Source organism: Pseudomonas sp. Irchel 3E19 (genome assembly GCF_900187585.1).
GTDB classification, from domain to species: Bacteria; Pseudomonadota; Gammaproteobacteria; order Pseudomonadales; family Pseudomonadaceae; genus Aquipseudomonas; species Aquipseudomonas baetica.
This window is the reverse complement of the sequence record NZ_FYDT01000051.1, coordinates 1-26,898: the sequence shown is the minus strand read 5'-3', so window position 1 is coordinate 26,898 and position 26,898 is coordinate 1. Positions and strand designations below refer to the sequence as shown.

The 26,898-nt window shown below is 60.0% G+C and carries 24 protein-coding genes and 1 pseudogene; 16 read left to right on the top strand and 9 right to left on the bottom strand.

Annotated elements, in window-relative coordinates; genetic code table 11:
- Positions 1-20 precede the first annotated feature (20 nt).
- From rsmB to def, 3 genes are read right to left on the bottom strand one after another with little or no spacing between them, the layout of a single operon-like run.
- The gene (gene rsmB, locus CKW18_RS24255) at positions 21-1,331 is read right to left on the bottom strand and encodes a 16S rRNA (cytosine(967)-C(5))-methyltransferase RsmB (RefSeq protein WP_095191109.1); all 1,311 of its coding nucleotides are present in this window, start codon (positions 1,329-1,331) and stop codon (positions 21-23) included.
- Positions 1,328-2,287, bottom strand: a complete 960-nt coding sequence (gene fmt / locus CKW18_RS24250) for a methionyl-tRNA formyltransferase (RefSeq protein ID WP_095191108.1) — start codon at positions 2,285-2,287, stop codon at positions 1,328-1,330. Before fmt ends, rsmB begins: the two co-directional genes overlap by 4 nt.
- A 56-nt stretch (positions 2,288-2,343) precedes the next feature.
- Entirely contained in the window at positions 2,344-2,850 is a 507-nt protein-coding gene (def, locus tag CKW18_RS24245; protein ID WP_095191107.1) for a peptide deformylase, read from the bottom strand.
- A gap of 159 nt (positions 2,851-3,009) precedes the next feature.
- Between def and CKW18_RS24240 the strand changes: the two genes are divergently transcribed.
- The 8 genes from CKW18_RS24240 (at position 3,010) to CKW18_RS24205 (ending at position 11,181) form a co-directional block, all read left to right on the top strand.
- Entirely contained in the window at positions 3,010-4,035 is a 1,026-nt protein-coding gene (locus CKW18_RS24240; protein ID WP_095191106.1) for a LysM peptidoglycan-binding domain-containing protein, read from the top strand.
- A gap of 80 nt (positions 4,036-4,115) precedes the next feature.
- Positions 4,116-5,216 carry a DNA-processing protein DprA gene (gene dprA, locus CKW18_RS24235; protein WP_095191105.1) on the top strand — a complete coding sequence of 367 codons (1,101 nt, stop codon included), beginning with the start codon at positions 4,116-4,118 and terminating at the stop codon, positions 5,214-5,216.
- A 54-nt stretch (positions 5,217-5,270) separates the two neighbouring features.
- Positions 5,271-5,828, top strand: coding sequence for an L-threonylcarbamoyladenylate synthase (locus CKW18_RS24230; protein WP_095191104.1), 558 nt, complete (start codon positions 5,271-5,273; stop codon positions 5,826-5,828).
- A gap of 273 nt (positions 5,829-6,101) precedes the next feature.
- Positions 6,102-6,770 carry a hypothetical protein gene (locus CKW18_RS24225; protein WP_095191103.1) on the top strand — a complete coding sequence of 223 codons (669 nt, stop codon included), beginning with the start codon at positions 6,102-6,104 and terminating at the stop codon, positions 6,768-6,770.
- Entirely contained in the window at positions 6,748-7,482 is a 735-nt protein-coding gene (locus CKW18_RS24220) for an iron-containing redox enzyme family protein (protein WP_095191102.1), read from the top strand. The genes CKW18_RS24225 and CKW18_RS24220 overlap by 23 nt, the downstream gene beginning before the upstream one ends.
- Before the next feature lie 42 nt (positions 7,483-7,524).
- Positions 7,525-8,619 (top strand): DUF3419 family protein, encoded by a 1,095-nt coding sequence (locus CKW18_RS24215; protein WP_095191101.1) that lies wholly within the window; start codon positions 7,525-7,527, stop codon positions 8,617-8,619.
- The gene (locus CKW18_RS24210; protein WP_095191100.1) at positions 8,616-9,884 is read left to right on the top strand and encodes an aminotransferase class I/II-fold pyridoxal phosphate-dependent enzyme; all 1,269 of its coding nucleotides are present in this window, start codon (positions 8,616-8,618) and stop codon (positions 9,882-9,884) included. The genes CKW18_RS24215 and CKW18_RS24210 overlap by 4 nt, the downstream gene beginning before the upstream one ends.
- A complete protein-coding gene (locus CKW18_RS24205) occupies positions 9,874-11,181 on the top strand; it encodes a phenylacetate--CoA ligase family protein (RefSeq protein ID WP_095191099.1) in 1,308 nt (435 codons plus the stop codon). Before CKW18_RS24210 ends, CKW18_RS24205 begins: the two co-directional genes overlap by 11 nt.
- A gap of 31 nt (positions 11,182-11,212) precedes the next feature.
- Here the strand turns inward: CKW18_RS24205 and CKW18_RS24200 are convergent, their stop codons facing one another.
- Positions 11,213-12,190, bottom strand: coding sequence for an NADPH:quinone reductase (locus tag CKW18_RS24200; RefSeq protein WP_095191098.1), 978 nt, complete (start codon positions 12,188-12,190; stop codon positions 11,213-11,215).
- A 163-nt stretch (positions 12,191-12,353) separates the two neighbouring features.
- On the opposite strand from CKW18_RS24200, the gene hemF reads away from it, so the two are divergent.
- Positions 12,354-13,268, top strand: coding sequence for an oxygen-dependent coproporphyrinogen oxidase (hemF, locus tag CKW18_RS24195; protein WP_095191097.1), 915 nt, complete (start codon positions 12,354-12,356; stop codon positions 13,266-13,268).
- Positions 13,269-13,277: 9 nt separating this feature from the next.
- Entirely contained in the window at positions 13,278-14,099 is an 822-nt protein-coding gene (gene aroE, locus CKW18_RS24190; protein ID WP_095191096.1) for a shikimate dehydrogenase, read from the top strand.
- A 116-nt stretch (positions 14,100-14,215) separates the two neighbouring features.
- Here the strand turns inward: aroE and CKW18_RS24185 are convergent, their stop codons facing one another.
- The 3 genes from CKW18_RS24185 to betC form a co-directional block, all read right to left on the bottom strand.
- Positions 14,216-15,784 carry a SulP family inorganic anion transporter gene (locus tag CKW18_RS24185; RefSeq protein WP_095191095.1) on the bottom strand — a complete coding sequence of 523 codons (1,569 nt, stop codon included), beginning with the start codon at positions 15,782-15,784 and terminating at the stop codon, positions 14,216-14,218.
- Positions 15,785-15,970: 186 nt separating this feature from the next.
- Positions 15,971-16,891, bottom strand: coding sequence for a choline ABC transporter substrate-binding protein (choX, locus tag CKW18_RS24180; protein ID WP_095191094.1), 921 nt, complete (start codon positions 16,889-16,891; stop codon positions 15,971-15,973).
- A 16-nt stretch (positions 16,892-16,907) separates the two neighbouring features.
- A complete protein-coding gene (gene betC / locus CKW18_RS24175; protein WP_095191093.1) occupies positions 16,908-18,422 on the bottom strand; it encodes a choline-sulfatase in 1,515 nt (504 codons plus the stop codon).
- 114 nt (positions 18,423-18,536) lie between these two features.
- Here betC and CKW18_RS24170 point away from each other — a divergent pair, with 114 nt between their 5' ends.
- The gene (locus tag CKW18_RS24170) at positions 18,537-19,511 is read left to right on the top strand and encodes a LysR family transcriptional regulator (RefSeq protein ID WP_095191092.1); all 975 of its coding nucleotides are present in this window, start codon (positions 18,537-18,539) and stop codon (positions 19,509-19,511) included.
- Between the two features lie 80 nt (positions 19,512-19,591).
- Here CKW18_RS24170 and CKW18_RS24165 read toward each other — a convergent pair whose 3' ends face one another.
- Positions 19,592-20,257 carry an NAD(P)-dependent oxidoreductase gene (locus CKW18_RS24165; RefSeq protein WP_095191091.1) on the bottom strand — a complete coding sequence of 222 codons (666 nt, stop codon included), beginning with the start codon at positions 20,255-20,257 and terminating at the stop codon, positions 19,592-19,594.
- Between the two features lie 83 nt (positions 20,258-20,340).
- Here CKW18_RS24165 and CKW18_RS24160 point away from each other — a divergent pair, with 83 nt between their 5' ends.
- The 5 genes from CKW18_RS24160 (at position 20,341) to CKW18_RS24140 (ending at position 26,767) form a co-directional block, all read left to right on the top strand.
- Positions 20,341-20,667, top strand: a complete 327-nt coding sequence (locus tag CKW18_RS24160; protein WP_095191090.1) for a DOPA 4,5-dioxygenase family protein — start codon at positions 20,341-20,343, stop codon at positions 20,665-20,667.
- Between the two features lie 402 nt (positions 20,668-21,069).
- Complete coding sequence (locus tag CKW18_RS24155) at positions 21,070-22,377, top strand: CitMHS family transporter (protein WP_095191089.1); 1,308 nt, start codon at positions 21,070-21,072, stop codon at positions 22,375-22,377.
- 85 nt (positions 22,378-22,462) lie between these two features.
- Positions 22,463-23,227 (top strand): TerC family protein, encoded by a 765-nt coding sequence (locus CKW18_RS24150; RefSeq protein WP_095191088.1) that lies wholly within the window; start codon positions 22,463-22,465, stop codon positions 23,225-23,227.
- 327 nt (positions 23,228-23,554) lie between these two features.
- Positions 23,555-25,213 carry a Na/Pi cotransporter family protein gene (locus tag CKW18_RS24145; protein ID WP_095191087.1) on the top strand — a complete coding sequence of 553 codons (1,659 nt, stop codon included), beginning with the start codon at positions 23,555-23,557 and terminating at the stop codon, positions 25,211-25,213.
- A gap of 162 nt (positions 25,214-25,375) precedes the next feature.
- The gene (locus tag CKW18_RS24140; protein WP_095191086.1) at positions 25,376-26,767 is read left to right on the top strand and encodes a pitrilysin family protein; all 1,392 of its coding nucleotides are present in this window, start codon (positions 25,376-25,378) and stop codon (positions 26,765-26,767) included.
- Between the two features lie 34 nt (positions 26,768-26,801).
- On the opposite strand, the pseudogene CKW18_RS24135 reads toward CKW18_RS24140, so the two are convergent.
- Positions 26,802-26,898: pseudogene (locus CKW18_RS24135) on the bottom strand (IS110 family transposase); the annotation flags it as partial.

Genomic DNA, 26,898 nt, shown 5'->3' with positions numbered 1-26,898 from the left:
AGTCACTCCGTTGAATCCGTTTAGCTGCGCGCAGCAGCGATCTTGATCAGCTTGGCGTAGTAGAACCCGTCGTGCCCGCCCTGCTGGGCCAGCAATTGGCGACCATGGGGCTGTTTGATCCCGGCAGTCGTGGCCAGGTCCAGCTCGCGGGCGCCGGTTGTGCGTTCAAGGAACGCGGCGATGACTTCGGTGTTCTCGGTCGGTAAAGTCGAGCAGGTGGCGTAAAGCAGGATGCCGCCGACTTCGAGGGTTTTCCACATCGCGTCGAGCAGCTCGCCTTGGAGCAAAGCGAGGGCGGCGATGTCGTCGGGTTGACGGGTCAGCTTGATGTCCGGATGGCGACGGATTACGCCCGTGGCCGAGCACGGCGCGTCGAGCAGGATGCGCTGGAACGGCTTGCCGTCCCACCATTTGTCGATGTCGCGACCATCGGCGGCGATCAGCTCGGCGTTCAAGCCGAGGCGTTCGAGGTTTTCCTTCACGCGCACCAGACGCTTGGCTTCCAGATCCACTGCCACCACGCCGGCCAGCGCCGGTTCGGCTTCGAGGATGTGACAGGTCTTGCCACCCGGTGCGCAGCAAGCGTCGAGCACCCGTTGGCCTGGCGCCAGATCGAGCAGATCGGCAGCCAGTTGCGCGGCTTCGTCCTGCACGCTGATCCAGCCTTCGGCGAAACCCGGCAGGCTGCGCACGTCGGCGGCGGCTTCAAGAATGATGCCGTCGCGGCTATAGACACACGGGGTTGCGGCGATGCCGGCGTCGGTCAGCAGACCGAGGTAGGCGTCGCGGCTGTGATGGCGGCGGTTGACTCGCAGGATCATCGGCGGATGCGCGTTGTTGGCCGCGCAGATCGCTTCCCATTGCTCAGGCCAGAACGCCTTCAGGGATTTTTGCAGCCAGCGCGGGTGGGCGGTGCGCACCACCGGATCGCGTTCCAGCTCGGCGAAAATCGTTTCGCTTTCGCGCTGTGCGTTGCGCAGCACTGCGTTGAGCAAGCCCTTGGCCCAAGGTTTTTTCAACTTGTCGGCGCAACCGACGGTTTCGCCGATGGCGGCGTGGGCCGGCACGCGGGTGTAGAGCAGTTGATAGAGGCCAACCAGCAGCAGCGCTTCGACGTCAGCATCGGCGGCTTTGAACGGCTTTTGCAGCAGCTTTTCCGCCAGCGCCGACAGGCGTGGCTGCCAGCGCGCGGTGCCAAAGGCCAGATCCTGGGTAAAACCGCGATCGCGATCCTCGACCTTGTCCAGTTGTGTCGGCAAAGAGCTGTTCAGCGAGGCTTTGCCGCTGAGCACGGCAGCGAGTGCCTTGGCGGCGGCCAGACGCGGGTTCATTGCGCGTCCACCGCTGCGCCGAGCACCGTGCCGACAGCGAACTTCTCACGACGGCTGTTGAACAGGTCGCTGAAATTCAGTGCTTTGCCGCCGGGCAATTGCAGGCGGGTCAGGCACAGCGCTTGTTCGCCGCACGCGACGACCAGGCCGTCCTTGCTGGCGCTGAGGATTTCACCCGGGGCGCCGTTGCCGTCGGCGAGTGTCGCCGCCAGCACTTTCAATGCTTCACCGTTGAGGGTGCTGTGGGTGATCGGCCATGGGTTGAAGGCGCGCACCAGTCGCTCCAGCTCAACTGCCGGACGGCTCCAGTCGATGCGTGCTTCATCTTTGTTCAATTTGTGCGCGTAGGTGGCGAGCTCATCGTTCTGCACTTCGCCTTCCAGCGTTCCGGTCGCCAGACCGGCAATCGCTTGCACCACGGCTGGCGGGCCCATTTCGGCGAGGCGATCGTGGAGAGTGCCTCCGGTGTCTTCGGCAGTGATCGGCGTAACGACTTTGAGCAGCATCGGCCCGGTATCGAGGCCCGCTTCCATGCGCATCACGGTCACGCCGCTTTCGGCGTCGCCCGCTTCCACGGCACGCTGGATCGGCGCCGCACCGCGCCAGCGAGGCAGCAACGACGCGTGGCTGTTAATGCAGCCCAGACGCGGAATATCCAGCACCACTTGCGGCAGGATCAAGCCGTAGGCGACCACCACCATCAAATCCGGCTTCAGTGCGGCGAGTTCAGCCTGAGCGTCAGCGTTGCGCAACGTCGGCGGCTGCAACACCTGGATATTATTTTCCAGCGCCAGTTGTTTAACCGGGCTCGGCATCAGTTTTTGTCCGCGACCGGCCGGACGATCCGGTTGGGTGTAGACCGCAACGATCTCGTAAGGGCTGCTCAGCAGGGCCTTGAGGTGTTCGGCGGCGAATTCCGGGGTGCCGGCAAAAACGATGCGCAGTGGCTCAGTCATGAAGGGGTCTCATAAAAAGAAAAAGGCTTGCCGCAGCAAGCCTTTGAAGGAGGGCATCAAGCGTTCTGGCGATGCAGCTTTTCCAGTTTCTTCTTGATCCGGTCGCGTTTGAGCGTGGACAGGTAGTCGACGAACAATTTGCCGTTGAGGTGGTCGCATTCGTGCTGGATGCAGACCGCGAGCAGGCCTTCGGCGATCAGCTCATAGGGCTTGCCGTCGCGGTCCAGCGCTTTGATCCTGACCTTCTGCGGGCGGTCGACGTTTTCGTAGAAGCCCGGCACCGAGAGGCAGCCTTCCTGGTACTGATCCATTTCGTCAGTCAGCGATTCGAACTCGGGATTGATGAACACCCGAGGTTCGGTACGGTCTTCGGAAAGATCCATCACGACGATACGTTTGTGCACGTTGACCTGGGTCGCGGCAAGGCCGATGCCCGGCGCTTCATACATTGTTTCAAACATGTCATCGACCAACTGACGCACTTCGTCGTCCACTACGGCCACAGGCTTGGCGATAGTACGCAGACGCGGGTCCGGGAATTCGAGGATGTTTAAAATGGCCATAGGCTGATTGCTGCACGTATTGAGTAAAGTCGGGTCGATGGCCTGGCAGGTCCGAAGATGCAGGCTACCGTTGTGAAGCGTAGCTTCTGCATTTGGCAGAAGCGAGCCACGGGGGCTCTGACGGTTCACGCGAGCGCACATGATAAAGGGATTCACTGCATGAGGAAAACACTACTCGCCCTGCTGCTGTTGGCTTCGGCTGGCGCGGCGCAAGGGCAAGTGCAACTCAGGGATGGTTTTCCACAGCAATACACGGTGGTTTCGGGGGATACGCTCTGGGACATTTCCGGCAAATACCTGCGCGAGCCCTGGCAATGGCCACAACTGTGGCGGGCCAACCCGCAAATCGAAAACCCTGATCTGATCTATCCCGGCGACACGCTGACGCTCAGCTACGTCAACGGCCAGCCGCGTCTGACCCTCAATCGCGGCGAGTCGCGCGGCACCATCAAGCTGTCACCGCGCATTCGCACCAGCCCGGTGGCCGAGGCGATTCCGAGCATTCCGCTGAAATCGATCAACAGCTTCCTGCTGAGCAACCGCATCGTCGACAAGGTCGAGGATTTCGACAAGGCGCCGTACATCGTCGCCGGTGACGCGGAGCGCGTGCTCAGCGGCACTGGCGACCGGATCTTTGCCCGTGGCCATTTCGATCCGAATCAACCGGTTTACGGGATCTTCCGTCAGGGCAAGGTCTATACCGATCCGCAAACCAAGGAATTCCTCGGGATCAACGCCGACGACATCGGTGGCGGTGAGATTGTGGCCACCGAAGGCGACGTCGCCACCCTCGCCCTGCAACGCACCACCCAGGAAGTGCGCCTGGGTGATCGCTTGTTCAGTGGCGAAGAGCGCTCGATCAATTCGACCTTCATGCCCAGTGCTCCGACCACCGACATCAATGGCGTGATCATCGACGTGCCGCGCGGCGTCACGCAGATCGGCGTGATGGACGTCGTCACACTGAACAAAGGCAAGCGCGATGGTCTGGCCGAAGGCAACGTATTGGTCGTGATGAAAACCGGCGAAACCGTTCGCGACCGCGTCACCGGTCAACCGCTGAAAATCCCCGACGAACGGGCCGGGTTACTGATGGTGTTCCGCACTTACGACAAGCTCAGCTACGGCCTGGTGCTGAATGCATCGCGCTCGCTGGCGGTGCTCGATAAAGTGCGAAATCCATAAGCTTGCTTAACAAGTTACCAACAGAGTTATCCACAGCTTGTTCCGAATGGTTCGGGACTTATAACGATCAAGGATGATCCATGCCCCTGCCTGTCTACACGCCAGTTTCCCCTGCGGAACTGGAAGCGCGCCTGCGCCTGCACCGCTTGCCGGAAATCGGCCCGAAGCGCTTTCTCAAATTGCTCGAAGCCTTTGGTTCGGCGTCCAAAGCCATCAGCGCGCCGGCCAGTGCCTGGCGCTCGCTGGGTTTGCCGACGGCGTGTGCCGAGGCGCGACGCTGTCCCGACGTGCGCGACGGCGCCAGCCATGCAATGCGCTGGCTAGAGCGGCCGGGTCAGCATTTGCTGATGTGGGACCAGCCGGACTATCCGGCCTTGCTGGCGCAAATCCCCGATCCGCCGCCCCTGTTGTTCGTGGCGGGTGACCCACTGATTCTGGAGAGGCCGCAACTGGCGATGGTCGGTAGCCGCCGTGCGTCGCGCCCGGGAATGGACACCGCCGCAGCGTTTTCCCGCAGCCTGGCCGGGGCCGGTTTTGTCATCACCAGTGGCTTGGCGCTGGGCATTGATGCCGCTGCGCATCAGGCAGCGCTGGATGTCGGTGGGCAAACGGTCGGGGTGTTGGGTACGGGGTTGGAAAATTTTTATCCACAGCGCAATCGGAGACTGGCTGACGCGATGATTGCCTCGGGCAGCGCGGTGCTTTCGGAGTTTCCGCTGGATGCTGGCCCCACCGCGAGCAACTTCCCGCGACGCAACCGGATCATCAGTGGTTTATCCCTTGGCGTGCTTGTGGTCGAGGCGAGTGTCGCCAGTGGTTCGCTGATCACCGCGCGGCTGGCGGCGGAACAGGGGCGCGAAGTCTATGCGATCCCGGGCTCGATCCATCACCCCGGTGCGCGCGGCTGTCACCAGTTGATCCGCGATGGCGCGGTGTTGGTGGAAACCATCGAACACATCCTCGAAGCTTTGCGGGGCTGGCAGCATTTGCCGTTATCCACAGACCCGGCCGATACGGATCACCCCTTGCTGAGCCTGCTACACGCCGCACCGCATACCAGCGAAGCGTTGGCGCAAAGCTGCGGCTGGGCGTTACCCAAAGTGCTGGCGGCGCTGACCGAACTGGAAATGGATGGCCGCGCCGTGTGTGAAAACGGTCGCTGGCTGGCGAGGACGAGCTAGGTTTTACAAGGAAGATCGGTAAACTGCGCGAAACCTGTTTGCGGAGATTTTTTCATGGTTAACAGTTGGCGTGTGCAACAAGCCGCACGAGAGATTCGCGCTGGGGCGGTCATTGCCTATCCAACCGAAGCCGTCTGGGGGCTGGGTTGCGACCCGTGGAACGAAGAAGCGGTGGATCGGCTGCTGGCGATCAAGAATCGCTCGGTCGACAAGGGCCTGATTTTGGTCGCCGACAACATTCGCCAGTTCGACTTCCTGTTCGAAGACTTCCCGCAAGACTGGATCGACCGCATGGCCAGCACTTGGCCGGGGCCGAACACCTGGCTGGTGCCACACCAGAATCTGCTGCCGGAATGGGTCACCGGGGTGCATGACACGGTGGCGCTACGCGTCAGCGATCATCCGCAGGTGCGGGACTTATGCTCGATGGTAGGGCCGTTGATTTCGACATCGGCCAACCCGCAAGGCCGGCCGGCGGCGCGCACGCGGTTGCGCGTCGAGCAGTACTTCCGGGGACAAATCGACCTGGTACTGGGCGGGCAACTGGGCGGGCGCAAGAACCCCAGCGTCATTCGAGATCTGGCTTCCGGTAAGGTCATTCGTCCCGACTGACGTATTTCCCGAAAACACTCTATCGAGTACTCCTCAGCCTTATTGGTGAGGAGTACTACTTCTGTCTGCGATTTATCCTCCATAGAACTCTAAACTTACAACGGTTTGTTTAAGTTTTGCCTGTTTCGTGTGTCAGATAAGTTACCCATTGATAAAGCTCTGTAACTTTTCCCACGTCATTATCAGAAGTAGCGCAGTGGCGGTATTTCTAAAAGCATCCATCCTTTCAATGCGTTCAGAAAACTTTGATAAGTTAACGTCTGCGGAGAAGGAATGGACACTACGGATTTACAACTCACGGATTATCTGCAGGTGCTTCAGGCGACAGTAAACAGTCATCATGACAATTGTCGTATTGTTATTCTTGAAGCGGGATCCGACACACGAGAACCTGATCGATTCATGGGGCGGCAATTTCGCCTTCGACTGCAACATTACATGCTGACGTCCAGAGCCCGGTTGCTGGAAACCAAACTGGCAATCCCCGCGCGCAGTACCCACTTTCTGCTCTATCAATGCGATCAACTGGTGGCGGTATTAAGGGTGACCCCATCGCCCTTTGAATGGGCATCGCTGGCGCAACGGCATTTGTCGCCTACCGTGGCGCTGTCGCGCCATGTCGAGTTCAGCCGGCTGATCACGCATTCGCAAAACCAGCAACCCGTTTGGGTCAACGGACTCCTGGCAGCTGCCACCGAGTGGGCGATCCAGCGCGGTTATCGAGGCGTCACTGCCCTCTGCAGATCGCCACAGCGGCGCCTGTTTCAGCGTTTTGGCCTGACACCGATCAGCGCCGACGCTCTTCATCTCGACCAACGTGCACGCGGCGACTACTGGTTGCTGTCGGCTGAATGGGGGCAAATCCTCGCCGCTGTTCAGCAACCCGTTCATGCCACCGCCAACCCACTGGAGAACCACGATGAATGCGCCCGTCAGTTTTGAACAACAATTGAGCCTGCTTGATCAACGCATCGAAAAGACCTGGTCCGATATTCTCGATAACTCGCGCTTGGTAAAAGCCATACGCGAAGGGACTGTTTCCAAAGCGCTGTATGCAATCTACATGATCGAAACCTTTCACTACACCGCGCACAATGCACGTAATCAGGGATTGGTGGGTGTGCGCCATGCCGATAATCCGGTCTATGCAAAATTCTGTTTTGAACATGCAGCGCAAGAAGTAGGGCATGAAAAAATGGCCTTGCACGATGTCATGAGTCTTGGCTTGAAAAATGAGCTGTTTGATATTCCTCCAGCGTTACCGGAAACCGAAGTACTGATCGCTTATTTGTACTGGATATCCTTTACTGGTAATCCGCTGCAACGGCTTGGATACAGTTACTGGGCAGAAAACGCCTACCAGTTCATCACGCCACTCATCAGTAAACTAAGCGAAATACTTGCACTAAGCCCCGCCCAGCTGACGTTCTTTATCGCTCACTCGGATATCGATATAGAACACTTCAATGAAATCAAGCTCATTCTGCGCCGCACATGTAAGTGTCAAGCCGACTGGGAGGCCATTAACACGGTGATGGAAACCAGCTTGCGCCTGACCGGCGACATGCTTGAGGCCGTTTACGAACAGTATGAGTCTTGGCAAAACGGCCTCGCGCCCCGCTACGACTTCCTTCACGCCGTGGATAAATCATGAAGCCATCACGTCGATTTTCAGGTTTGGTGGACGGAGGCAGGCATGGCTGACTATTTCGAGCGTTTGAATTACGCGCTGGGAGATGAAGACGCGGCGCTTGAATACGCGATCCTGCCCAAGCGTGCCGGGCATGTTGTGGGGGTCGCAGGGAGTGGTGGAAGGCTTTTGCCACTGCTGGCCCGTAAACCGGCAAGAATGACCTGCACCGATATCAGTGCACCGCAACTGGCGTTTACGCGGTTGCGCTTTGCCCTGCTGAGACAGACCGATCACGAGTCGTTCATGGACTTTATGGGGTATCGGACGGGGACGTTGACGACACGACGCCAAGCCATCTTTCAACACCTGGATCTGCCGCGGGAAGATCGCCGCTGGTTGGCAGACCTGTTTCAGGCGCGGCGCTGGCAAGCACCGATTTACATGGGGGCTTTTGAACAGACGTTGCAGCGGTTGGCGAAAATCAATGGACTGTTTACCGGCCAGGCCGGTCGAGCAATTTTTCAGTACAGCCACCTCGGCGAGCAAACGGATTATTACCGAACCCGCTTTCCCCGCAAACGCTGGAGGGTCGTGATTGCGTTGCTTGGCAATGCAGCTGTGCTCAATTCGCTGCTCTACAAAGGTGCTTTTCCAGCCAACAACCTCGGTATCAGTACCAGGGATGCGTATCTACAGATTTTCCATGCCTTGTTCACTACGCAAATCGTGCGCAAGAGTTTCTTCCTGCAAATGCTGTTTTTCGGTGAGTTGCGCTATCCCCAGGGCTTCCCGCTGGAGTGCGATCCGAAGATTTTCAAGCGTGCCTGTGAGGCACAACAACAGTGCGAGATGCGGGTAGTGCAGGCAGACATTCTCGACTGCGTGGCCATGCACAGAAACGTCGATTTCGTCTCGCTCTCGGACGTGCCTTCCTTTCTGCCCGACGTCGCGGGTGCTGCTGTCTTGCAGCGACTGCGTCCGTCCATGGCGGAGAACGCTTTGACGGTCATACGCGGACATTTGCACGTTATTCAGCCCGATTGTGCAGGCTTCTGCGATGTCAGTGGCGATCACCAGGCCGCTATCGCACGCGAAAAAACCCAGCTCTGGCGTGTACAGGTCTATCGCCGGACGACAACTTCGCAGGTATCTCGATGAACACTCAGCAACCGACTGTCAATTGGCTGAAAAATCGTGTCCGCCAGGCGCGCGACGATCAGCAGCAATTGTTCGATGCCGGACTCAATGGCCTGGAGCTGGCGCGGCGCGAGGGCAAGGACATCGAGTTGAGCAACGGCGAGCGACTGACCGAGTTTCTCTCATGCTCATATCTCGGGCTGGAGTGCGACCCGCGCCTGATTCAGGGGGCGGTGGATGCAGTGGAGTGCTTCGGTGTGCAATTCGCCGCAGCGCGTACCCGGGCACTTCTGCCGCCGATGCGTGCATTGGATGAGCAATTGAGCCAGATATTTCAGGGGCATACCGTCACCTTCAACTCGGTGGGCAGCGCGCATCTGGGATGTCTGCCGCTGTTGGGATCCGGTGAGCTGCCGTCCTACCCCTTGCGTCGTGGTCCCTGCTGGATCGTTGATCGGGCTGCCCATGCCTCGATGCAAGTGCTGCAAGGTATTCTGTGGCAATTCGGCACCGTACAAAGGTGCGATTGCAGCGATGTGCAACAAGTCGAGCAGTTGTGTTCGACAGCCGCAGCGGCTGGCAACACGCCGATCATCCTCACCGACAGCATCGGTTCAATGCGCGGTCTGTATCCGATCAACCGCTTGCTGCAACTGGCAGAGCGCTTCGAAGGATATTTGTATGCGGATGACGCCCATGGCACCTCGATCCATGGCGTGGCCGGGGGCGGTTACGCCCTTATGGCGGCCGATGAGCGACTGCGGCATCGCCTGATCCTCCTGTCATCGTTGTCCAAGGCGTTCGGGGCAACCGGAGGAGCGATCACCGTGCTTTCGGCCGCTGATGCAGAACTGATACGACGCCATGCGTCGACCTATACCTTCGGCGGGCCTCTGTCGATGGGCGGTGTTGGCGCGGCGGTCGCCTCGGGGGCTATCCACCTTTCGCCGGAGCTTGGGCAATTGCAGGCGGCCCTGTGGCGAAATTTGGCGCTGATCGACGGTCTGCTCGGACCGGTGCTAGGCAATCATGAAGTCGCCTCGCCTATTCGTTTCGTCCGCGTCGGGGGCGAACGAGATGCGATCCGTCTGGCGCTGCACCTGCGTCGAGAGACTTTCGCGGTGACCACCGCACTGTTTCCCGTGGTGGCTAAAGGTGAGGCGATTTTGCGTCTGGCCATCAGCGCGAATCATGGCCAGGACCAACTACAACGACTGGCCAGTGCCATCAGTGGCGGCTTCGATGAGTTGGGTATTCGTCAGGGAGGACATGGCGATGAACGATGAAATCCGCGCGGTTGCAGACTGGGATCCCCTGACAGTGAGTGAAGCCCTTGCCCGTCAACTGGCTTATGCGCGTTCTTTGCCCTGGTATCGCGCACTTTGCCCGCAAATCCTCCACGTACAGAGTCCACAAGATTTACATCGACTGCCGATGCAGGCGGTCGAGGACGATCTGGGCGGTGTGTTGTTTTGCGCAATGGCCCAGGCCTCCCACTGTGCGCCTGGCGGTGGGCTGACCCTGACGTCGGGAGGTAGCACCGGGCAGCGCAAACACATTACCCACTCCTGGGCGTTCAACGCCCGTATCGTGTCGCTCGGCGCGCGGGTGTTTGGCACCGCAGATGAGCGTCCTGCAGTTGTCATCAATTGCCTGACCGCCGGCGAAATGCAAGGGGCCTTTCAATACGCGGCTGCGCTCGTCGAGCGTATTGGCGCACGCCTGTTGCCCGCCGGTTCACTGATGGGGCTTGTGAGGATTGCCGAGCTGATTCATGCACAAACCGTCGATGCGCTGATCTGCACGCCGTCATTTGCCGCGGCGCTGTTTAACCATCAAGACATCGACGTCGAGCAGTTGGCCAGTCTGAGATGGCTCTACTACATCGGGGAACCCTGCAGTAAACAGCTGCGCGAGCAATTGGCCAGGGACTGGCCGGCCATCAAGATTCGGTCGCTGGGTTACAGCTCGACGGAGACCGGTCCCATTGGCTATCAGTGCCAACACCTTGAGCACGGTTTCTATCATCTGCATGCCGACGCAATGCTGCTTGAGGTGGTTGATCCGCTGACCCTGCAAGCCGTGGCCGAAGGTGAGGCTGGCGAGTTTCTGTTGACGCCCCTGCTACCCGATCATGTGCCGCTGTTACGTTATCGGATTGGTGATCGGGGGCAGATCCTGCGGCAAGGGTCGAATTGCGCTTGTGGCAGCCCGTTCCCCGTGCTCGAACTGGAAGGACGAGTCGAGACTTCGATCAAGCTGGGCGGCGCGATCATTACTCAGCGGCAGGTTCTCGGCGTACTCAGGCAAGCGTTGCCCGATCTGCACGCTGTCGATCTGCAGATGCAGATTGAGAGACAGGCTGGCGGTGCCCGCCTGCTTGTGGTCATCGCCCGGGACAAGTTGCCTGCCGGCGCAGAAAGCGCCATCGAGCGGGAACTACAAAGAGATAAGCAGGCCTGCGCATTGCTCGGGTTGCCCGGAGTCCTGGGATTGCAGGTGCAGCGCCTTGAACGGCATGAGTTTGAAACAACCCTGGCCGGCAAGACGCCGTTTTTTTTCGAGTTGGGCGCCCCCCTATGACGCGATGAAGATTCACCGGGGACGCTTGTTGTCAGGGCTGCAGGATGGTGGAGCCGGTAGTACGCCGAGCCGAAAGCTCGGTCTGTGCCTTCGCCGCATCGGCCAGCGGATAACGCTGGCTGATGTCGACCTTGAGCTTGCCGCTGATGATCATCTCGAACAGCTCATCGGCCATTCGCTGAAGGTTTTCGGCGTTATTGGCGTAGGTCGCCAGGGTCGGCCGGGTCACGTACAGCGAGCCCTTGGCGGCGAGAATACCCAGATTGACCCCGTCCACTGCACCGGACGCATTGCCGAAGCTGACCACCAGACCACGCGGCGACACGCTGTCCAGCGAAGTCAGCCAGGTGTCCTTGCCAACGCCGTCGTAGACCACCGGGACTTTCTTGCCGTCGGTCAGTTCGAGCACGCGTTCAGCAACATTTTCGTGGCTGTAATCGATGGTCGCCCAAGCGCCGTTGGCCTTGGCCAGTTCGGCCTTTTCTTTCGAACTGACGGTGCCGATCAGGTTCACACCCAATGCCTTGGCCCATTGGCAGGCCAGCGAACCGACGCCCCCGGCAGCGGCGTGGAACAGAATGGTTTCGCCACCCTTGAGCTCATAGGTCTGGCGCAGCAGGTACTGCACGGTCAGGCCCTTGAGCATCACCCCGGCAGCCGTCTCGAAGCTGATGGCGTCCGGCAGATGCACCAGATTGGCTTCAGGCAAAACGTGCAGTTGACTGTAGGCGCCCAGCGGGCCGCTGCCGTAAGCGACGCGATCACCCACCTTGAACCGGGTGACTTCGCTGCCCACCGCGTCGACGATGCCCGCGCCTTCCGCGCCCAGACCAGATGGCAAAGCAGGCGGTGCATAGAGGCCGCTGCGGTAGTAGGTGTCGATGAAATTCAGGCCGATCGCCTTGTTGGCGACCCGTACCTGATTGGGGCCGGGTGCCGCCGGTGAGTAGTCAACATATTCGAGCACTTCGGGACCGCCGTGGGCGCGGAACTGGATACGCTTTGCCATCTGCCTGCTCTCCTTGGGTCTTTTGTGAGCCCCCTATCCAACTCCCATGCTTGATCTTCGTCAACTGCGGCGCGCGGGTCTGCGGTGGTATGCTACGCGCCCATTTGCGCCGTCCCCCGCCTGCGGGGCGCCGCGTAGTTATGCCCCGATTCAAGGTGAAGCCATGACGACCCGCACCGACGCCGTAAAGGCCTATCTGCTCGACCTGCAAGACCGTATCTGCGCCGCACTCGAAAACGAGGACGGCGGCACGCGCTTCGTCGAAGACGCCTGGGCCCGGCCTGCTGGGGGTGGCGGTCGCACGCGTGTGATCGAAAACGGCACGCTGATCGAAAAGGGCGGCGTCAACTTTTCCCACGTCTTCGGCAGCGGTCTGCCGCCGTCGGCCAGCGCCCACCGCCCGGAACTGGCAGGTCGCGGCTTTGAAGCGCTCGGCGTGTCGCTGGTGATTCACCCGCACAACCCGCATGTGCCGACCTCCCACGCCAACGTGCGCTTTTTCATTGCCGAAAAAGAAGGTGAAGAGCCAGTCTGGTGGTTCGGCGGCGGCTTCGACCTGACGCCTTATTACGGCAACGAAGAAGACTGCATCCATTGGCACCGCGTCGCCGAACAGGCCTGCGCGCCGTTCGGCCCGGACGTCTATTCGCGCTACAAGGCATGGTGCGACAGCTACTTCCACATCAAGCATCGTCACGAACCGCGCGGCATCGGCGGTCTGTTCTTCGATGACCTGAACGAGTGGGATTTCGACACCAGTTTCGCCTTCATGCGCGCCATCGGTGATGCCTACATCGATGCTTACCTGCCCATCGTGCAGCGACGCAAGAACGACGCGTTCACTGCGCAGCAACGTGAGTTCCAGGAATTCCGCCGTGGCCGCTACGTCGAGTTCAACCTGGTTTACGACCGTGGCACGCTGTTTGGTCTGCAATCGGGTGGGCGTACCGAGTCGATCCTCATGTCGCTGCCGCCGCAAGTGCGCTGGGGCTATGACTGGAAGGCCGAGCCCGGCAGCGAAGAAGCGCGTCTGACCGAATACTTCCTGCAAGACCGCGACTGGCTGGCCCAGGCCTGAGGACTTCTGATGGATCGTTACGTCGTTTTCGGTAACCCGATCGGCCACAGCAAGTCGCCGATGATTCACAAGCTGTTCGCCGAACAGACCGGGCAGAGCCTCGACTACAGCACGTTGCTGGCGCCCCTCGAGGACTTTTTCGGCTGCGCCACGGCGTTTTTCCAGGAAGGTCGCGGCGCCAATGTCACCGTACCGTTCAAAGAAGACGCCTATCGTCTGGCCAACAGCCTGACAGCCCGGGCACAACGCGCTGGCGCGGTGAATACCTTGAGCAAACTGGCTGACGGCTCGCTGCTCGGCGACAACACCGATGGCGCCGGTCTGGTGCGCGATCTGACCGTGAATGCCGGATTCAGCCTGACCGGTAAACGCATTCTGCTGCTTGGTGCCGGTGGCGCGGTGCGCGGGGCACTGGAGCCGTTGCTGGCGGAAAAACCGGCGTCGGTGATCATCGCCAATCGCACGGTGGACAAGGCCGAATTGCTGGCCGAGTTGTTCTGCGATCTGGGGCCGGTGTCGGCCAGTGGTTTCGACTGGTTACAGGAGCCGGTGGACGTAATCATCAATGCCACCTCCGCCAGCCTCACCGGCGATGTGCCGCCGATTGCGCCGAGCCTGATCGAGCCGGGCAGAACCCTGTGCTACGACATGATGTACGGCAAGGAGCCGACGGCGTTCTGTCGCTGGGCCAGCGAGCATGGCGCGGCGGTGTCGATGGACGGTTTGGGGATGTTGGCAGAGCAGGCGGCTGAAGCGTTCTTTTTGTGGCGTGGGGTACGCCCGGACACCGCGCCTGTGCTCGCCGAACTACGCCGCCAGTTGGCCCAATAAATAGCCATGTGGGAGCGAGCCTGCTCGCGAAAGCGGTCTGTCTGACACATCAATGCTGGATGTGCCGCAGTCTTCGCGAGCAGGCTCGCTCCCACAAGGATTACCTTGATCGCCAATCAGTCCTCAAACCGGATCGGACACTTCTCCGGCCCTTCCAGCTTTCTCAATTCCTCGACCACCTGCGGGCGCGCCCCACGCAAAGTCAGGCTGCGATCCTGGCGCAACAAGCGCCGCGCTTCCTGATGCAGCATCTCGACTCCCGAATAGTCGATGAAGTTGATCTGTTGCGCCTCGATCACTACCCGTGCGCCGTGCATCCGTTGCAGGCGCACTTGCAGGTAATGGCTGGCGCCGAAAAAGATCGAGCCACCGACCCGCAGCACATCGTCTTCGCCATCGCGCCAATGCTGCACACGCGGTTGCGATGTGCGCTTGAGGTAGAAGAACAGCGACGCCAGTACGCCAGCGTAGATCGCGGTCTGCAACTCCAGTAATAGCGTGGCCAGGCAGGTCAGCGCCATGACCACGAACTCGGCGCGGCTGACCCGCAGCAACGCGCGAATGCCGCGATGATCCACCAACCCCCAGGCAATCAACAGAATGCTGCCAGCCATCGCCGGAATCGGAATGTGCGCGATCAGCCCGGCACCAAAAATCGCGAAGAGCGCGACCCAGATCGCCGAAAACACCCCGGCCAGCGGTGAACACGCGCCTGCCTCGTAACTCAGGCCCGAACGAGTAAACGAACCGGCCGACAAGGATCCGGAAAAAAATGCCCCGAGCATATTCGACAAGCCCTGCGCGCGGACTTCCTGATTGGCATCGAGCAACTGCTGCGAGCGCGCGGCAATCGAGCGGGCAATCGACAGGCTGGTGACCAGCCCGAGCATGCCCACCGCCACTGCGCTGGGCAGCAGGCGCAGGATCAAGTCCAGATCCAGCGGCAAACCGCTGAACGGCGGCAAGCGCCCGACAAACGCGCTGACCAGATGCACATGGCCGAACATCGCCGGCCACATCCACACGATCAGACTGGCCAGCACGAGCGTTATCAACAGGGTCGGCCAGCGTGGCAGCAACTGTTTCAGCACCACACCAACCACCACCGTGGCGATGCCGAGCAGCACGGAGGGTTTATCCACAGCCCTAAGGTGCTGCAACAGATCCATAAGACTGTCCAACGCTGTGGCTTTGGCCGGCAAATCCAGGCCCAACAAATTGGGCAACTGGCCGATGGCAATCACCACCGCCGCACCCAAAGTGAAACCGAGCACCACCGAATGCGAGACGAAATTCACCAGCGCACCGAAGCGCAGCAAACCCAACAACCACTGGAAAATCCCGGCAAGGAAGGTCAGCAGCAGGATCAGGGTGATGTAGTCCTGTGATGCCGGGACGGCCAGCGGACTCACGCTGGCGTAGAGGACGATCGAGATGGCGGCGGTAGGGCCGCAGATCAGATGCCACGACGAGCCCCACAGGCAGGCGATCAATACCGGGATGATAGCGGCATAGAGACCGTATTCAGGTGGGAGACCGGCGATCAGCGCGTAGGCAATCGACTGCGGTAACGCGAGAATCGCCCCGCTGAGGCCGACGATCAGATCCCGTCCGACGCTGGCGCGGGTTTGCCGAGGGAGCCAGGTGAGGAAGGGAAGCAGTGAGCGGCGACTGGGGAAGGCCATGGGTCCTCGCAGTTGAAATTTTAAACAAGGGTATCAGCCCTTACGCCGATCGTTCCCACGCTCTGCGTGGGAATGCAGCTCGGGACGCTCCGCGTCCCATTCAAAGCCGAACGCGGAGCGTCCGTTGAGGCATTCCCAGGCGGACGGTTCGACGCCTCGTCGTGGGAACGATCTGTGCGCGCTAAATTAAAGCTTCGCCTTCACCGCAGCCAACGCATCCTTGCCATCCACGGTTTTGACGCCCTCCAGCCACTTGTCCAACACCGCCGGATTCGCCTTGATCCAGGCCTTCGCCGCCTCGGCATTCGTGACCTTCTTGTTCACCACTTCGGCCATGATGCTGTTCTCCATCTCCTGAGTGAACGAAAGATTGGTCAGCAATTTACCCACGTTCGGACACGCCTCGGCGTAACCCTTGCGCGTCAGAGTGAACACGCTGCCGGTATCGCCAAAGTACTTCTCGCCACCCTTGAGGTAATGCATTTTCAACTGCACGTTCATCGGGTGCGGGGTCCAGCCAAGGAAGGTGACGAATTTCTGCTTCTTCACTGCCCGCGAGACTTCGGCAAGCATCGCCTGTTCGCTGGACTCGATCAGCTTCCACTGGCCGAGGTCGAAGTCGTTCTTCTTGATGATCTCTTGCAGCGAGATGTTGGCCGGCGCACCCGAGCCGATGCCGTAGATTTTCTTGTCGAATTTATCGGCGTATTTGTTCAGGTCGGCAAAGTTATGCACACCCGCATCCCACACGTAGTCGGGCACAGCCAGGGTGAACTCGGTGCCGTCGAGGTTCTTCGCCAGTTGCGTGACGTCACCGGTGGCGACGAACTTGTCGTAGAAGCCCTGCTGCGCCGGCATCCAGTTGCCGAGGAACACGTCCACCTGGCCATCCTTCAGCCCGCCAAAGGTGATCGGCACCGCGAGGGTGTCGATTTTGGCCTTGTAGCCCATGCCGTCCAGCAGAAACCCGGTAATGGCGTTGGTCGCGGCGATGTCGCTCCAGCCGGGGTCGGCCATCTTCACCGTTTCGCAGCTTTGTTCGGCAAATGCCGAGGCGCTGCCCAGAGCCAGCAGGCTGACCGTCACTACTGTGGATAACTTGCGCATGGACTTCCCCTTCACATTATTGGTTTTGGCAGGGTTGTGGATAACGGGCCTTGCGCTCCAGATCGTCGAGATCGATGTGGTTGCGCATGTACTGCTGACTGGCGTCCACCAGCGGCTGGTGATCCCAGCTCTTCAGCTTGCCGATGGTCAGCGCATCGGCGACAAAACGACGGCGGCGCTGGCTGGCGAGCACTTCCCGGTGGATCGCTGGAATGTCCCACTTGGCCCGTGCTTCGGCGAGAAAATCGTCGAACAGCTGGCGATGTTGCGGTGATTGGCTGAGTTCTTCCTGTTCGCGCGGGTCGTTGGTTACGTCAAAGAGTAGGCAAGGGTCGCTTTCACTGTAGATAAATTTGTACGCGCCACGACGGATCATCATCAGCGGACTGATCGTGCCTTCGGCCATGTACTCGCCGAACACTTCGTCGTGCCCGCCCTGCCTTTGCAGATGCGACACCAGTGACCGACCGTCCAGCGGCAGCCCCGGCTCCAGCGTGCCGCCGGCCAGTTCAACGAAGGTCGGCAACAGGTCGGCGGTCGATACGGCGGCGCTCACGCGGCCTGCATTGAACTGGCCAGGAGCACTTATCAACAGGGGCACGCGAGCCGCCATCTCGTACCAGTGCATTTTGTACCAGAGGCCTTTCTCGCCGAGCATGTCGCCATGGTCGCCGGAGAACACAATGATGGTGTCGTCGATCAGCCCGGTTTCTTCGAGGGTTTGCAGAAGTTTGCCGACGTTGGCATCGATATAGCTGCAAGCACCAAAGTAGGCGCGACGCGCATCGCGAATCTTATCCACAGGCAGTGGCTTGTCCCATAGATCGTAAACCTTCAGCAGGCGCTGCGAGTGCGGATCGAGTTCGTGTTGATTCGGCGTTGTCGGCAACGGGATTTCGCCATCGTCGTACAAATCCCAGAACGCCTTGGGAATCGTGTACGGGTCGTGCGGGTGAGTCATCGACACGGTCAGGCAGAACGGCTGGTCGCCGTCCTCGCGGATGTGGTCGAACAAGTATTGTTGCGCCTTGAACACCACCTCTTCGTCGAAGTCGAGTTGGTTGGTGCGCACGCATGGCCCGGCTTGCAGCACCGAGGACATGTTGTGATACCAGGTCGGTCGCACATCCGGCTCATCCCAGTTCACCGCCCAGCCATAGTCGGCCGGATAAATGTCACTGGTCAGGCGCTCTTCGTAGCCGTGCAACTGGTCCGGGCCGCAGAAATGCATCTTGCCCGACAGCGCCGTGCGATAGCCGAGGCGGCGCAGATAGTGGGCGTAGGTCGGAACATCGGCAGGGAAATCGGCGGCGTTGTCGTAGGCGCCGATCTTGCTCGGCAACTGGCCGCTGACCAGGGTGAAGCGCGACGGTGCGCATAACGGGCTGTTGCAGTAAGCGGCATCGAACACCACGCCTTGGGCGGCGAGGCGTGAAAGATTCGGCAGTTTGATCGGCGAGGGGCCGTAGATCGGCAACATTGGCGCGGCCATCTGATCGGCCATGATGAAAAGAATATTCTTGCGCTTCATGTGATCGCGGCATTCCATAGTGAATATTTATGCGACATTGCTGCGATTGAGCATGGAGTCCATGCTCTACCGGGTAAAGCCCGCGCCGGGCAATGACTAGGATAAGCACAGCTTATGTATGAAGCCCTTGGTGATCTGTCGCTCGACCTGCTGCGTGCATTTGAGGCGGCGGCCCGGCATCGCAGGTTCACTGCCGCAGCGGTAGAGCTTGGCACCACGCAACCGGCGATCAGCCAGCAGATCAAACGGCTGGAAGATCAGCTCGGCACGCGGTTGTTTGACCGTATCTATCGCGGTATCGAACTGACCGAGGTCGGTACGATCCTTTTCGAGCAGGTTCAGCTCGGTTTGCAAAATATCGACGCAGGATTGAGCGCAATCAGCGCACAACAGCAGCACGAGGTGCTGCAAGTCGCGACCGATTTTGCCTTCGCCGCCTATTGGTTGATGCCGCGTCTGCATCGATTCCACGAAGCCAATCCGCAGGTCGACGTCAGCCTGGTCACCAGCGAACGCAACCACAACATGCTGCGCACCGACATTGATGTGGCGATCCTGTTTGGCGATGGGCGTTTCAAGCAGGGTGAAAGTCACTGGTTGTTCAGCGAGGAAGTGTTCCCGGTATGCAGCCCGCAACTGTTGCAGCACCGTCCCCTGCCCCTGCCCCTGCCCCTGCCCCTGCCCTTGCCGGCTCAGGCCTTGCTGGAGTTTCCCCTGTTGCACCTGCGCGGTGAGAACAGCAGTAACTGGTTTGACTGGAGCGGTCTGTTCCGTGAGCTGGGCATCAGCACCCCGCCGGCGCCGGGGCAGCTTCGCTTCGACAATTACACGCTGTTGATCCAGGCGGCGATTGGCGGCCAAGGTGTGGCCATCGGCTGGCGTCACCTTGTGGATAACTTGCTGACCCAGGGTTTGTTGTGCCGGCCGATTGCCGAAACCACCCTGTCGCGGCTGGGTTATTACGTGGTGCTGCCGCAGCGCAAACGGCGCGGTGCGTTGATTCAACGGTTCGTCGAATGGTTGATGGCGGAGCAGGCCAGTAGTGCTGAGTCGCTGACCGGGTTGGAGCTGCCGTCGATTGCGCTTTGAAGATCAAAAGATCGCAGCCAGCGGCAGCTCCTACAGTTGAAATGCGGTCCCCTGTAGGAACTGCCGAAGGCTGTGATCTTTTACGAGCCTGTGGCCGCGACAAAATTCACATGCTGGCCCACATGCAGATTCAGCCGCAGCTCATCGGCAATCCCCACCGCCACACGATTCAGGCGCTCCAGCGGTTCGGCCAGACCCGGCTCGAGATTGCCGCCGACCTGGCTGAAATGCTCGATCGTCAATCCGGCTACACCATGGGGTGCATTGATCAGCGTCCAGTGCAGCGGGCTGCTTTGCAGGGCTTCGCGGATCTCTTCGGCGGCGTGGCGTTGCAGGCGATCTTCCTGTTCCGGCTCGTCGAGCACGGCAAAATCACCCACCAGAAACAGCCGCGAAACATTGGCCAGTTGCAGGCCATCGACCAGTGCGTCTACGGCCAGGACCTGTTCGACCGGTCCCAGTACCACTGACTTTTCCACGTGATCACTGCTGAACGGCAAACCCGGCGCATCCAACAGGCAGATCACCGCCGAACTCCCCGCTACGCTTTGATTGACCCGTTCGATATCAAACAGATCACCGCTTTTGGTGCGCAAGCCCGGACGTGGCGCGAGCGCCGTGAGGTCGTCGAGAATGGCGATGACTTCGTGCTGTCGGCGCAGCAACTCAGCCATCAACGCGCCGCCCAGGCTACTCATGGCACCATAGAGCACCACTTTTACCACCGGGGTTTCGGCATTTTTCATGGCTGATCCCTTTTGTTTTCCCTTGTAAGGCGTGTGACATACGCGCAACGCCGAGGGTTCGAACCGATTTTTGAGGCTTTCAGATGCAAGCGATCAAGGGCTACCACGCCCACGTCTATTTCGACGCCAGCACGATTGATCAGGCGCGGGACTTGTGCGAGCGTGCCGCACAGTTGTTCCCCGTGAAAATGGGCCGCGTCCACGAACGCCCGGTCGGCCCACACCCGGACTGGAGCTGCCAGTTGGCCTTCGGCCCGGAGCTGATTGGCGACGTGCTGCCGTGGCTGGCGCTCAATCGCCAGGGTCTGGTGGTGTTTCTGCATCCGGACACCGGCGATGATTTGCTCGACCACACCGACCATGCGATCTGGATGGGCGCCATGCGGCCGCTGAATCTGGCTGTTTTTTGATCAGCAGCGCTTGTTCGTGACAATGGGCGGTGCCGCGCCGAACTGAAAGCGTATGTGTCTGCGATCACAGCGTCTTCGCCTGATTTTTCGTTCCGCTCCCCGTTTTCATTGACTCCAGCCGCTTCCGACGGCCGGTTGACCGTTCATTCAAAGCTTTCATCAGCGAAAGCTGGCTGAAAGGTTGCCCCATTAGGATCGCCTCACTTCCGGCAACAGACCGGTTGGCCAATGCGCGTGATAGCTCGCCCGCGCGGCCCAATTAACAACAACAATGGTGATTCTGATGTCCTCTGTAGCCCGCCTCCGCGCTGTCACTCCACCCGTACGTCTCGTGCTTCCCGTTCTGCGCTGATCCCCACGATCTGCTCATTCCACTAGCCGCGCTACGCCTGGAGTATTCCCATGCTGACTTTCCTTGGCTTCGCCATGGTCATCACGTTCATGTTCCTGATCATGACCAAGCGCCTGTCCGCGCTGATCGCTCTGATCATCATCCCGATCCTGTTCGCCCTGTTCGGTGGTTTTGCGCCGAAGATCGGCCCGATGATGCTCGAAGGCATCACCAAGCTTGCGCCAACCGGCGTGATGCTGATGTTCGCCATTTTGTATTTCGCACTGATGATCGACTCCGGCCTGTTCGACCCGGCCGTGCGCAAGATCCTCAAACTGGTCAAGGGCGACCCGCTGAAAGTTTCGGTCGGTACCGCCGTACTGGCGCTCGTCGTTTCCCTCGATGGTGACGGCGCGACCACTTACATGATCTGCGTGGCCGCCATGCTGCCGCTGTACAGCCGTATCGGCATGAGCCCGCGCATCATGGCCGGTCTGATCATCCTCGCCGGTGGCGTGATGAACATGACCCCGTGGGGCGGCCCGACCGCCCGTGCCGCCAGTGCGCTGCACGTCGACCCTTCGGACATCTTTGTACCGATGATTCCGGCCATGGCCGCCGGTGTGGTGGCGATCCTGATCATTGCCTACTTCTACGGCAAGCGTGAACGTGCGCGTCTGGGTGAGTTGCACCTGGTGGGCGACGATATCGATCACAGCGAAATCAGCGTGTCGCAGTTCCCGGATGCCCGTCGTCCGAAATTGATCTGGTTCAACGGCGCGCTGACCTTCGGTCTCATGTGCACCTTGATCGCCGGCCTGCTGCCGCTGCCGGTGTTGTTCATGGTGGCGTTCAGTATTGCAATGATCGTCAACTATCCTTGCCTGCAAATGCAGAAGGATCGCGTCGCGGCTCACGCCGGTAGTGTGCTGGCAGTGGTCGGGCTGATCTTTGCGGCGGGTATCTTCACCGGTATCCTGTCGGGCACCGGCATGGTCGATGCGATGTCGAAGAGCCTGTTGGCGGTGATCCCTGATTTCCTTGGCCCGTACCTGGCCGTGATCACGGCGCTGGTGAGCATGCCGTTCACCTTCTTCATGTCCAATGATGCGTTCTACTATGGCGTGTTGCCGGTGTTGGCCGAGGCTGCCAGCCACTACGGGATCACCGCGGTGGAAATGGCTCGTGCCTCGATCGTCGGGCAACCCGTCCACTTGCTGAGCCCGTTGGTGCCATCGACCTATCTGTTGGTGGCTCTGGCCGGTATTGATTTTGGTGACCACCAGCGTTTCACCCTGAAATGGGCGATCCTGGTTTGTATCTGCATTCTGATTGCTGCGCTGCTGTTGGGGACTTTCCCGGTGTTCAGTACTCTATAAGCCCAAGACTCACCGTTGCGGGTCCTGGCTTCGCTGTTTGAAGCCCGGACCTTTTTCGGTTTAACAATCGCTCAAAGGAATACACATGGAATGGCTGACCAACCCTGAGATCTGGGTTGCCTTCTTTACCCTGACCGCCCTGGAAATCGTTCTGGGCATCGATAACATCATCATGATTTCGATCCTGGTCAGCCGCATGCCTAAACACATGCAGCAGCGCACCCGGATCTTCGGTCTGGCGCTGGCCATGGTCACGCGGATCCTGTTGCTGCTGTCGATCACCTGGGTCATGCGCCTCACCGCGGACCTGTTCGTGGTCTTCGGCCAAGGCATCTCCGGCCGCGACCTGATCCTGTTCTTCGGTGGTCTGTTCCTGCTGTGGAAGAGCTCGCAAGAGATGTACCACGCGCTGGAAGGCGAAGACGAAAGCGAAGAAACGCCTGGCGGCAAGGGCGGCAACTTCCTCTACACCATCATCCAGATCGCGATCATCGACATCGTGTTCTCGCTGGACTCGGTGATCACCGCTGTCGGCATGGTCTCGCACGTACCGGTCATGGTTGCAGCGATCATCGTTGCGGTGCTGGTGATGATGCTCGCGGCGGGCACGATCAGCGAATTCATCGACAAGCACCCGTCGCTGAAAATGCTGGCGCTGTCGTTCCTGCTGGTGGTGGGTACCGTACTGATCGCCGAGTCGTTCGACGTGCATGTGCCAAAAGGCTACGTCTACTTCGCGATGGCGTTCTCGCTGGCGGTTGAAGCGATCAACATCAAGCTGCGCGGCGCGATGGCCAAGAAGAAAAAGCAGGATCCGGTGAAACTGCGCAAGGATATTCCGGGCCAATAACCCGGTAGTCCAGGCGCACGCAATACCCCCTGTGGGAGCGAGCCTGCTCGCGAAAACGGAGTGTCAGTCGACAACAATGTTGGCTGATCCACCGCTTTCGCGAGCAGGCTCGCTCCCACATTTGTTTTGGGCAACATTCGGGAAACATGTTGGATTCAAGTGGACGCATGAACCCATTTTCATGACACTTTTGTTTCAATCAGCACTTTAGCTGTGCAATGCTGGCGCCCAGACCGTTAGCCAACTACAGCTTAAGTATCACAACGTAGAAACCGCGCGGCACCGTCAACTTGCTCCTCTGGGGCGCTGCTAATACAGGGGGTCTGCATGCTCACCCTGCTCAATCTGCTTTCTGCCGTCGCCCTGCTGATCTGGGGTACGCACATCGTCCGAACCGGCATCCTGCGGGTGTACGGCACCAATCTGCGCCATGTGATTGGCCAGAACATGTCCAAACGCTGGCTCGCGTTTGTCGCCGGCATCGTCGTCACGGCGATGGTGCAAAGCAGCAACGCCACCGCCATGCTCGTTACCTCCTTCGTCGGCCAAGGCCTGATGGCGCTGACGCCGGCATTGGCGACCATGCTGGGCGCTGACGTCGGTACGGCGCTGATGGCGCGGGTGCTGACGTTTGATCTCTCGTGGTTGTCGCCGCTGCTGATTTTCCTCGGGGTGATTTTCTTTCTGTCGCGCAAACAGACGCGGCTCGGGCAGATGGGCCGGGTCAGCATCGGTCTGGGGCTGATCATTCTTGCGCTGCAACTGATCGTCGAGGCCGCTGCGCCGATCACCCACGCCCAAGGCGTGAAGGTGATTTTTGCTTCGCTCACCGGCGACATCCTCCTCGATGCCCTGGTCGGCGCGCTGTTCGCAATGATTTCCTACTCCAGCCTCGCTGCCGTGCTGCTCACCGCGACGCTGGCCGGTGCTGCGGTGATCAGTCTGCCGGTGGCGATCGGTCTGGTGATCGGTGCCAATATCGGCAGCGGCATTCTCGCGTTCATGAGCACCAGCATGCAGAACGCGGCGGGCCGGCAGGTGGCACTGGGCAGCCTGCTGTACAAACTGATCGGTCTTTTATTGATCATTCCGGTGCTCGATCCGCTGGTGCACTGGATCGACAGTCTCGATTTCAGCCCGCAGGAGATGGTCATCGGCTTCCATCTGCTCTACAACACCGCGCGCTGCCTGATCCTGCTGCCGAGTGTCGGGCCGATGGCGCGGCTGTGTGCCTGGCTGCTGCCTGAACGGCCGGAGGTCAACGGCACCGCCAAACCGCGTCATCTCGACGCGACCGCACTGGTCACGCCAAGCCTTGCGCTGGCCAACGCCGCGCGGGAAACCCTGCGCATGGGCGATCTGCTCGACAACATGCTCGACGCCACTCTAGACGTGCTGCGCGGCAAGCAAACCGCCGTCACCCAGGAAATCCGTCGGCTGACCGATGACATCGAGTCGCTGTGCAGCGCGATCAAGCTGTATCTGGCACAGATGCCCCGCGAGGACCTCGGCGAGCACGACAGCCGGCGCTGGGCGGAGATCATTGAACTGGTGATCAATCTGAAACTGGCCAGTGATCTGGTCGAACGCATGCTGCGCAAGATTCAGCAGCAGAAGACTTCCCAGCGTCGCTCGTTTTCCGAAGAGGGGCTGGAGGATTTGGCCGTCCTGCATCAGCAACTTATCGCCAACCTGCGGTTGGGCCTTTCGGTATTTCTCAGCAGCGACCGCGAAAGCGCTCGGCAGTTGCTGCGCGAGAAACGGCGCTTTCGCGCGCAGGAACGGCGTTTGGCCCATGCGCATGTCAGCCGTTTGCAACGCAAGATCGTGCAGAGTATTGAAACCAGTTCGCTGCACCTGGAGTTGATTGCCGACATGAGACGGCTCAATTCGCTGTTTTGCGGCAGCGCGTATGTGGTGCTGGAAACGGCAGATACCGGAGCGCTGGCGGCGGATGATATGAGCGACATTACGCATTCGCCTTGAACGTCTGGGGCTTAGGTCAGTCAGTAACTTTGATTCAGCCTCAAGATTCGCGAGCAGGCTCGCTCCCACAGGGAAATGCGTCAAATGTGGGAGCGAGCCTGCTCGCGAAGGGCGGCCTGAATAGCGACACGGATCTCCAAATCAGCCGTATGGAAGCCTGTTATGCGTTGCCTGTTGTTCGCCTGTCTGTTGCTCGGTTCATTCCCCTCCTTCGCCCTGGATCGTTTTCAGGTCGAAGGCTATGCGCTGCCCAACGGTTTGCAGTTGCTGCTCAAGCCCGGCACCGAACGCGGGCATGTGGCGATCCGGCTGGTGGTGGGCGTCGGTCTCGACGATTTTGACTGCGACGAAAAAGAGCTGCCGCACCTGCTCGAACACCTGCTCTTCAGTGGCATCGACGCCACGGGCGAAGGCGGCCTCGAAGAACGCATGCAAGCGCTCGGTGGCGAGTGGAACGCCTTCACCAGCAACGCCGACACCACGTTCGTCATCGAAGCCCCGGCGAAAAACCAGCGCAAGGTGCTCGACCTGCTGCTCGCGCTGTTGACTCAGACGCGCATCGACGACAACGCGATCAACGCCGCCAAACGCGTGGTCGAGCGTGAGGACGGTGGCCATTACACCAAGCTGCAGCGCTTTCTCGACCGTCAGGATCTGGGCCACACCGCGAGCAACCAACTGGCAGTGGAGCTGGGCCTGAAATGCCCGCAACGCGCAGAGGTCGATCACTTGACCCAGGAGCAACTGGAGAAGGTGCGCAAGGCCTGGTATGCGCCGAACAACATGAGCCTGATCGTCGTTGGCGAACTCGACAAACTGCTGCCGGCTTATCTGGAACGCACCTGGGGCACGCTCGAAGCGGTCGAACCCAGCGAACATCGGCCACTGCCGGACATCCGCACCAGCGCCGCTCACGAACGCACCCTCACCCGTGGCTTTATCGGCGACAGCGCCAAGCTGCACTGGCTGGTGCCGGAGCCGGTGCTGGACGATCAGTACGACCAGACCTTCGACATCCTCAAGGACTACCTCGACTGGGCGCTGTACCGGCAGATTCGCCTGAACCACGGTCTGTCCTATGGCCCGTGGGCCGAGCGCGAAGTGTTTGGTGGCGTCGGTTTCATGAGCCTGAACGCCGATCTGGACCGCGATGATGTCGCCGAAGCGCAGCAGGTGCTGGAAACCCTCAAGGCCGACCTGCTGAAAAACGGCCTCGACCCGGACACCTTCGCCCGCATCAAACAAGCCGCCATCGCCCATCAGGCGTGGGCAGTGCAAGGCAACAGCGCGTTGGCCGATTACTACTGGAGCGCGCTGGGCGACTACGAGGACGGCCGCTTCGCCAACCCCGCCCGCGAGCTGCACGGCGTGACGCTGGACGCCGCGAACAAGGCCATGCGTGAGTTGTTGCTGCAACCGGGGTATCTGCGGATCGAGAAGCCGTTGATCAGTGATGATCAGGTGTTGTGGCTGAGTGCGGGTGGGTTGGGTCTGGTGTTGTTGATCCTGATCGGCTGGCGTGTGCACCACCGCCGCCGGCCAGCCGAACACTGAACCTGTGGGAGATTCTATGGTTGAGGGGAAGCCCTCAACTGACTTTTGTCTGATATTCGCTTTGCCCTTTCAGCAAGGCGAATACCACCCGAGCAAGTTTGCGAGCCAGCATCACCAACGCCTGCGTGGTG

Coding starts and splice junctions, on each gene's coding strand:
- fmt (WP_095191108.1), bottom strand. CDS start 2,287: ATGACTGAGCCACTGCGCATCGTTTTTGCCGGCACCCCGGAATTCGCC.
- CKW18_RS24205 (WP_095191099.1), top strand. CDS start 9,874: ATGAACGATGAAATCCGCGCGGTTGCAGACTGGGATCCCCTGACAGTG.
- CKW18_RS24165 (WP_095191091.1), bottom strand. CDS start 20,257: ATGAAAAATGCCGAAACCCCGGTGGTAAAAGTGGTGCTCTATGGTGCC.
- CKW18_RS24185 (WP_095191095.1), bottom strand. CDS start 15,784: ATGGCCTTCCCCAGTCGCCGCTCACTGCTTCCCTTCCTCACCTGGCTC.
- CKW18_RS24145 (WP_095191087.1), top strand. CDS start 23,555: ATGCTCACCCTGCTCAATCTGCTTTCTGCCGTCGCCCTGCTGATCTGG.
- CKW18_RS24215 (WP_095191101.1), top strand. CDS start 7,525: ATGGCTGACTATTTCGAGCGTTTGAATTACGCGCTGGGAGATGAAGAC.
- rsmB (WP_095191109.1), bottom strand. CDS start 1,331: ATGAACCCGCGTCTGGCCGCCGCCAAGGCACTCGCTGCCGTGCTCAGC.
- CKW18_RS24155 (WP_095191089.1), top strand. CDS start 21,070: ATGCTGACTTTCCTTGGCTTCGCCATGGTCATCACGTTCATGTTCCTG.
- CKW18_RS24160 (WP_095191090.1), top strand. CDS start 20,341: ATGCAAGCGATCAAGGGCTACCACGCCCACGTCTATTTCGACGCCAGC.
- CKW18_RS24220 (WP_095191102.1), top strand. CDS start 6,748: ATGAATGCGCCCGTCAGTTTTGAACAACAATTGAGCCTGCTTGATCAA.
- CKW18_RS24150 (WP_095191088.1), top strand. CDS start 22,463: ATGGAATGGCTGACCAACCCTGAGATCTGGGTTGCCTTCTTTACCCTG.
- CKW18_RS24210 (WP_095191100.1), top strand. CDS start 8,616: ATGAACACTCAGCAACCGACTGTCAATTGGCTGAAAAATCGTGTCCGC.
- aroE (WP_095191096.1), top strand. CDS start 13,278: ATGGATCGTTACGTCGTTTTCGGTAACCCGATCGGCCACAGCAAGTCG.
- CKW18_RS24200 (WP_095191098.1), bottom strand. CDS start 12,190: ATGGCAAAGCGTATCCAGTTCCGCGCCCACGGCGGTCCCGAAGTGCTC.
- hemF (WP_095191097.1), top strand. CDS start 12,354: ATGACGACCCGCACCGACGCCGTAAAGGCCTATCTGCTCGACCTGCAA.
- def (WP_095191107.1), bottom strand. CDS start 2,850: ATGGCCATTTTAAACATCCTCGAATTCCCGGACCCGCGTCTGCGTACT.
- choX (WP_095191094.1), bottom strand. CDS start 16,891: ATGCGCAAGTTATCCACAGTAGTGACGGTCAGCCTGCTGGCTCTGGGC.
- CKW18_RS24225 (WP_095191103.1), top strand. CDS start 6,102: ATGGACACTACGGATTTACAACTCACGGATTATCTGCAGGTGCTTCAG.
- betC (WP_095191093.1), bottom strand. CDS start 18,422: ATGAAGCGCAAGAATATTCTTTTCATCATGGCCGATCAGATGGCCGCG.
- CKW18_RS24170 (WP_095191092.1), top strand. CDS start 18,537: ATGTATGAAGCCCTTGGTGATCTGTCGCTCGACCTGCTGCGTGCATTT.
- CKW18_RS24140 (WP_095191086.1), top strand. CDS start 25,376: ATGCGTTGCCTGTTGTTCGCCTGTCTGTTGCTCGGTTCATTCCCCTCC.
- CKW18_RS24240 (WP_095191106.1), top strand. CDS start 3,010: ATGAGGAAAACACTACTCGCCCTGCTGCTGTTGGCTTCGGCTGGCGCG.
- CKW18_RS24230 (WP_095191104.1), top strand. CDS start 5,271: ATGGTTAACAGTTGGCGTGTGCAACAAGCCGCACGAGAGATTCGCGCT.
- dprA (WP_095191105.1), top strand. CDS start 4,116: ATGCCCCTGCCTGTCTACACGCCAGTTTCCCCTGCGGAACTGGAAGCG.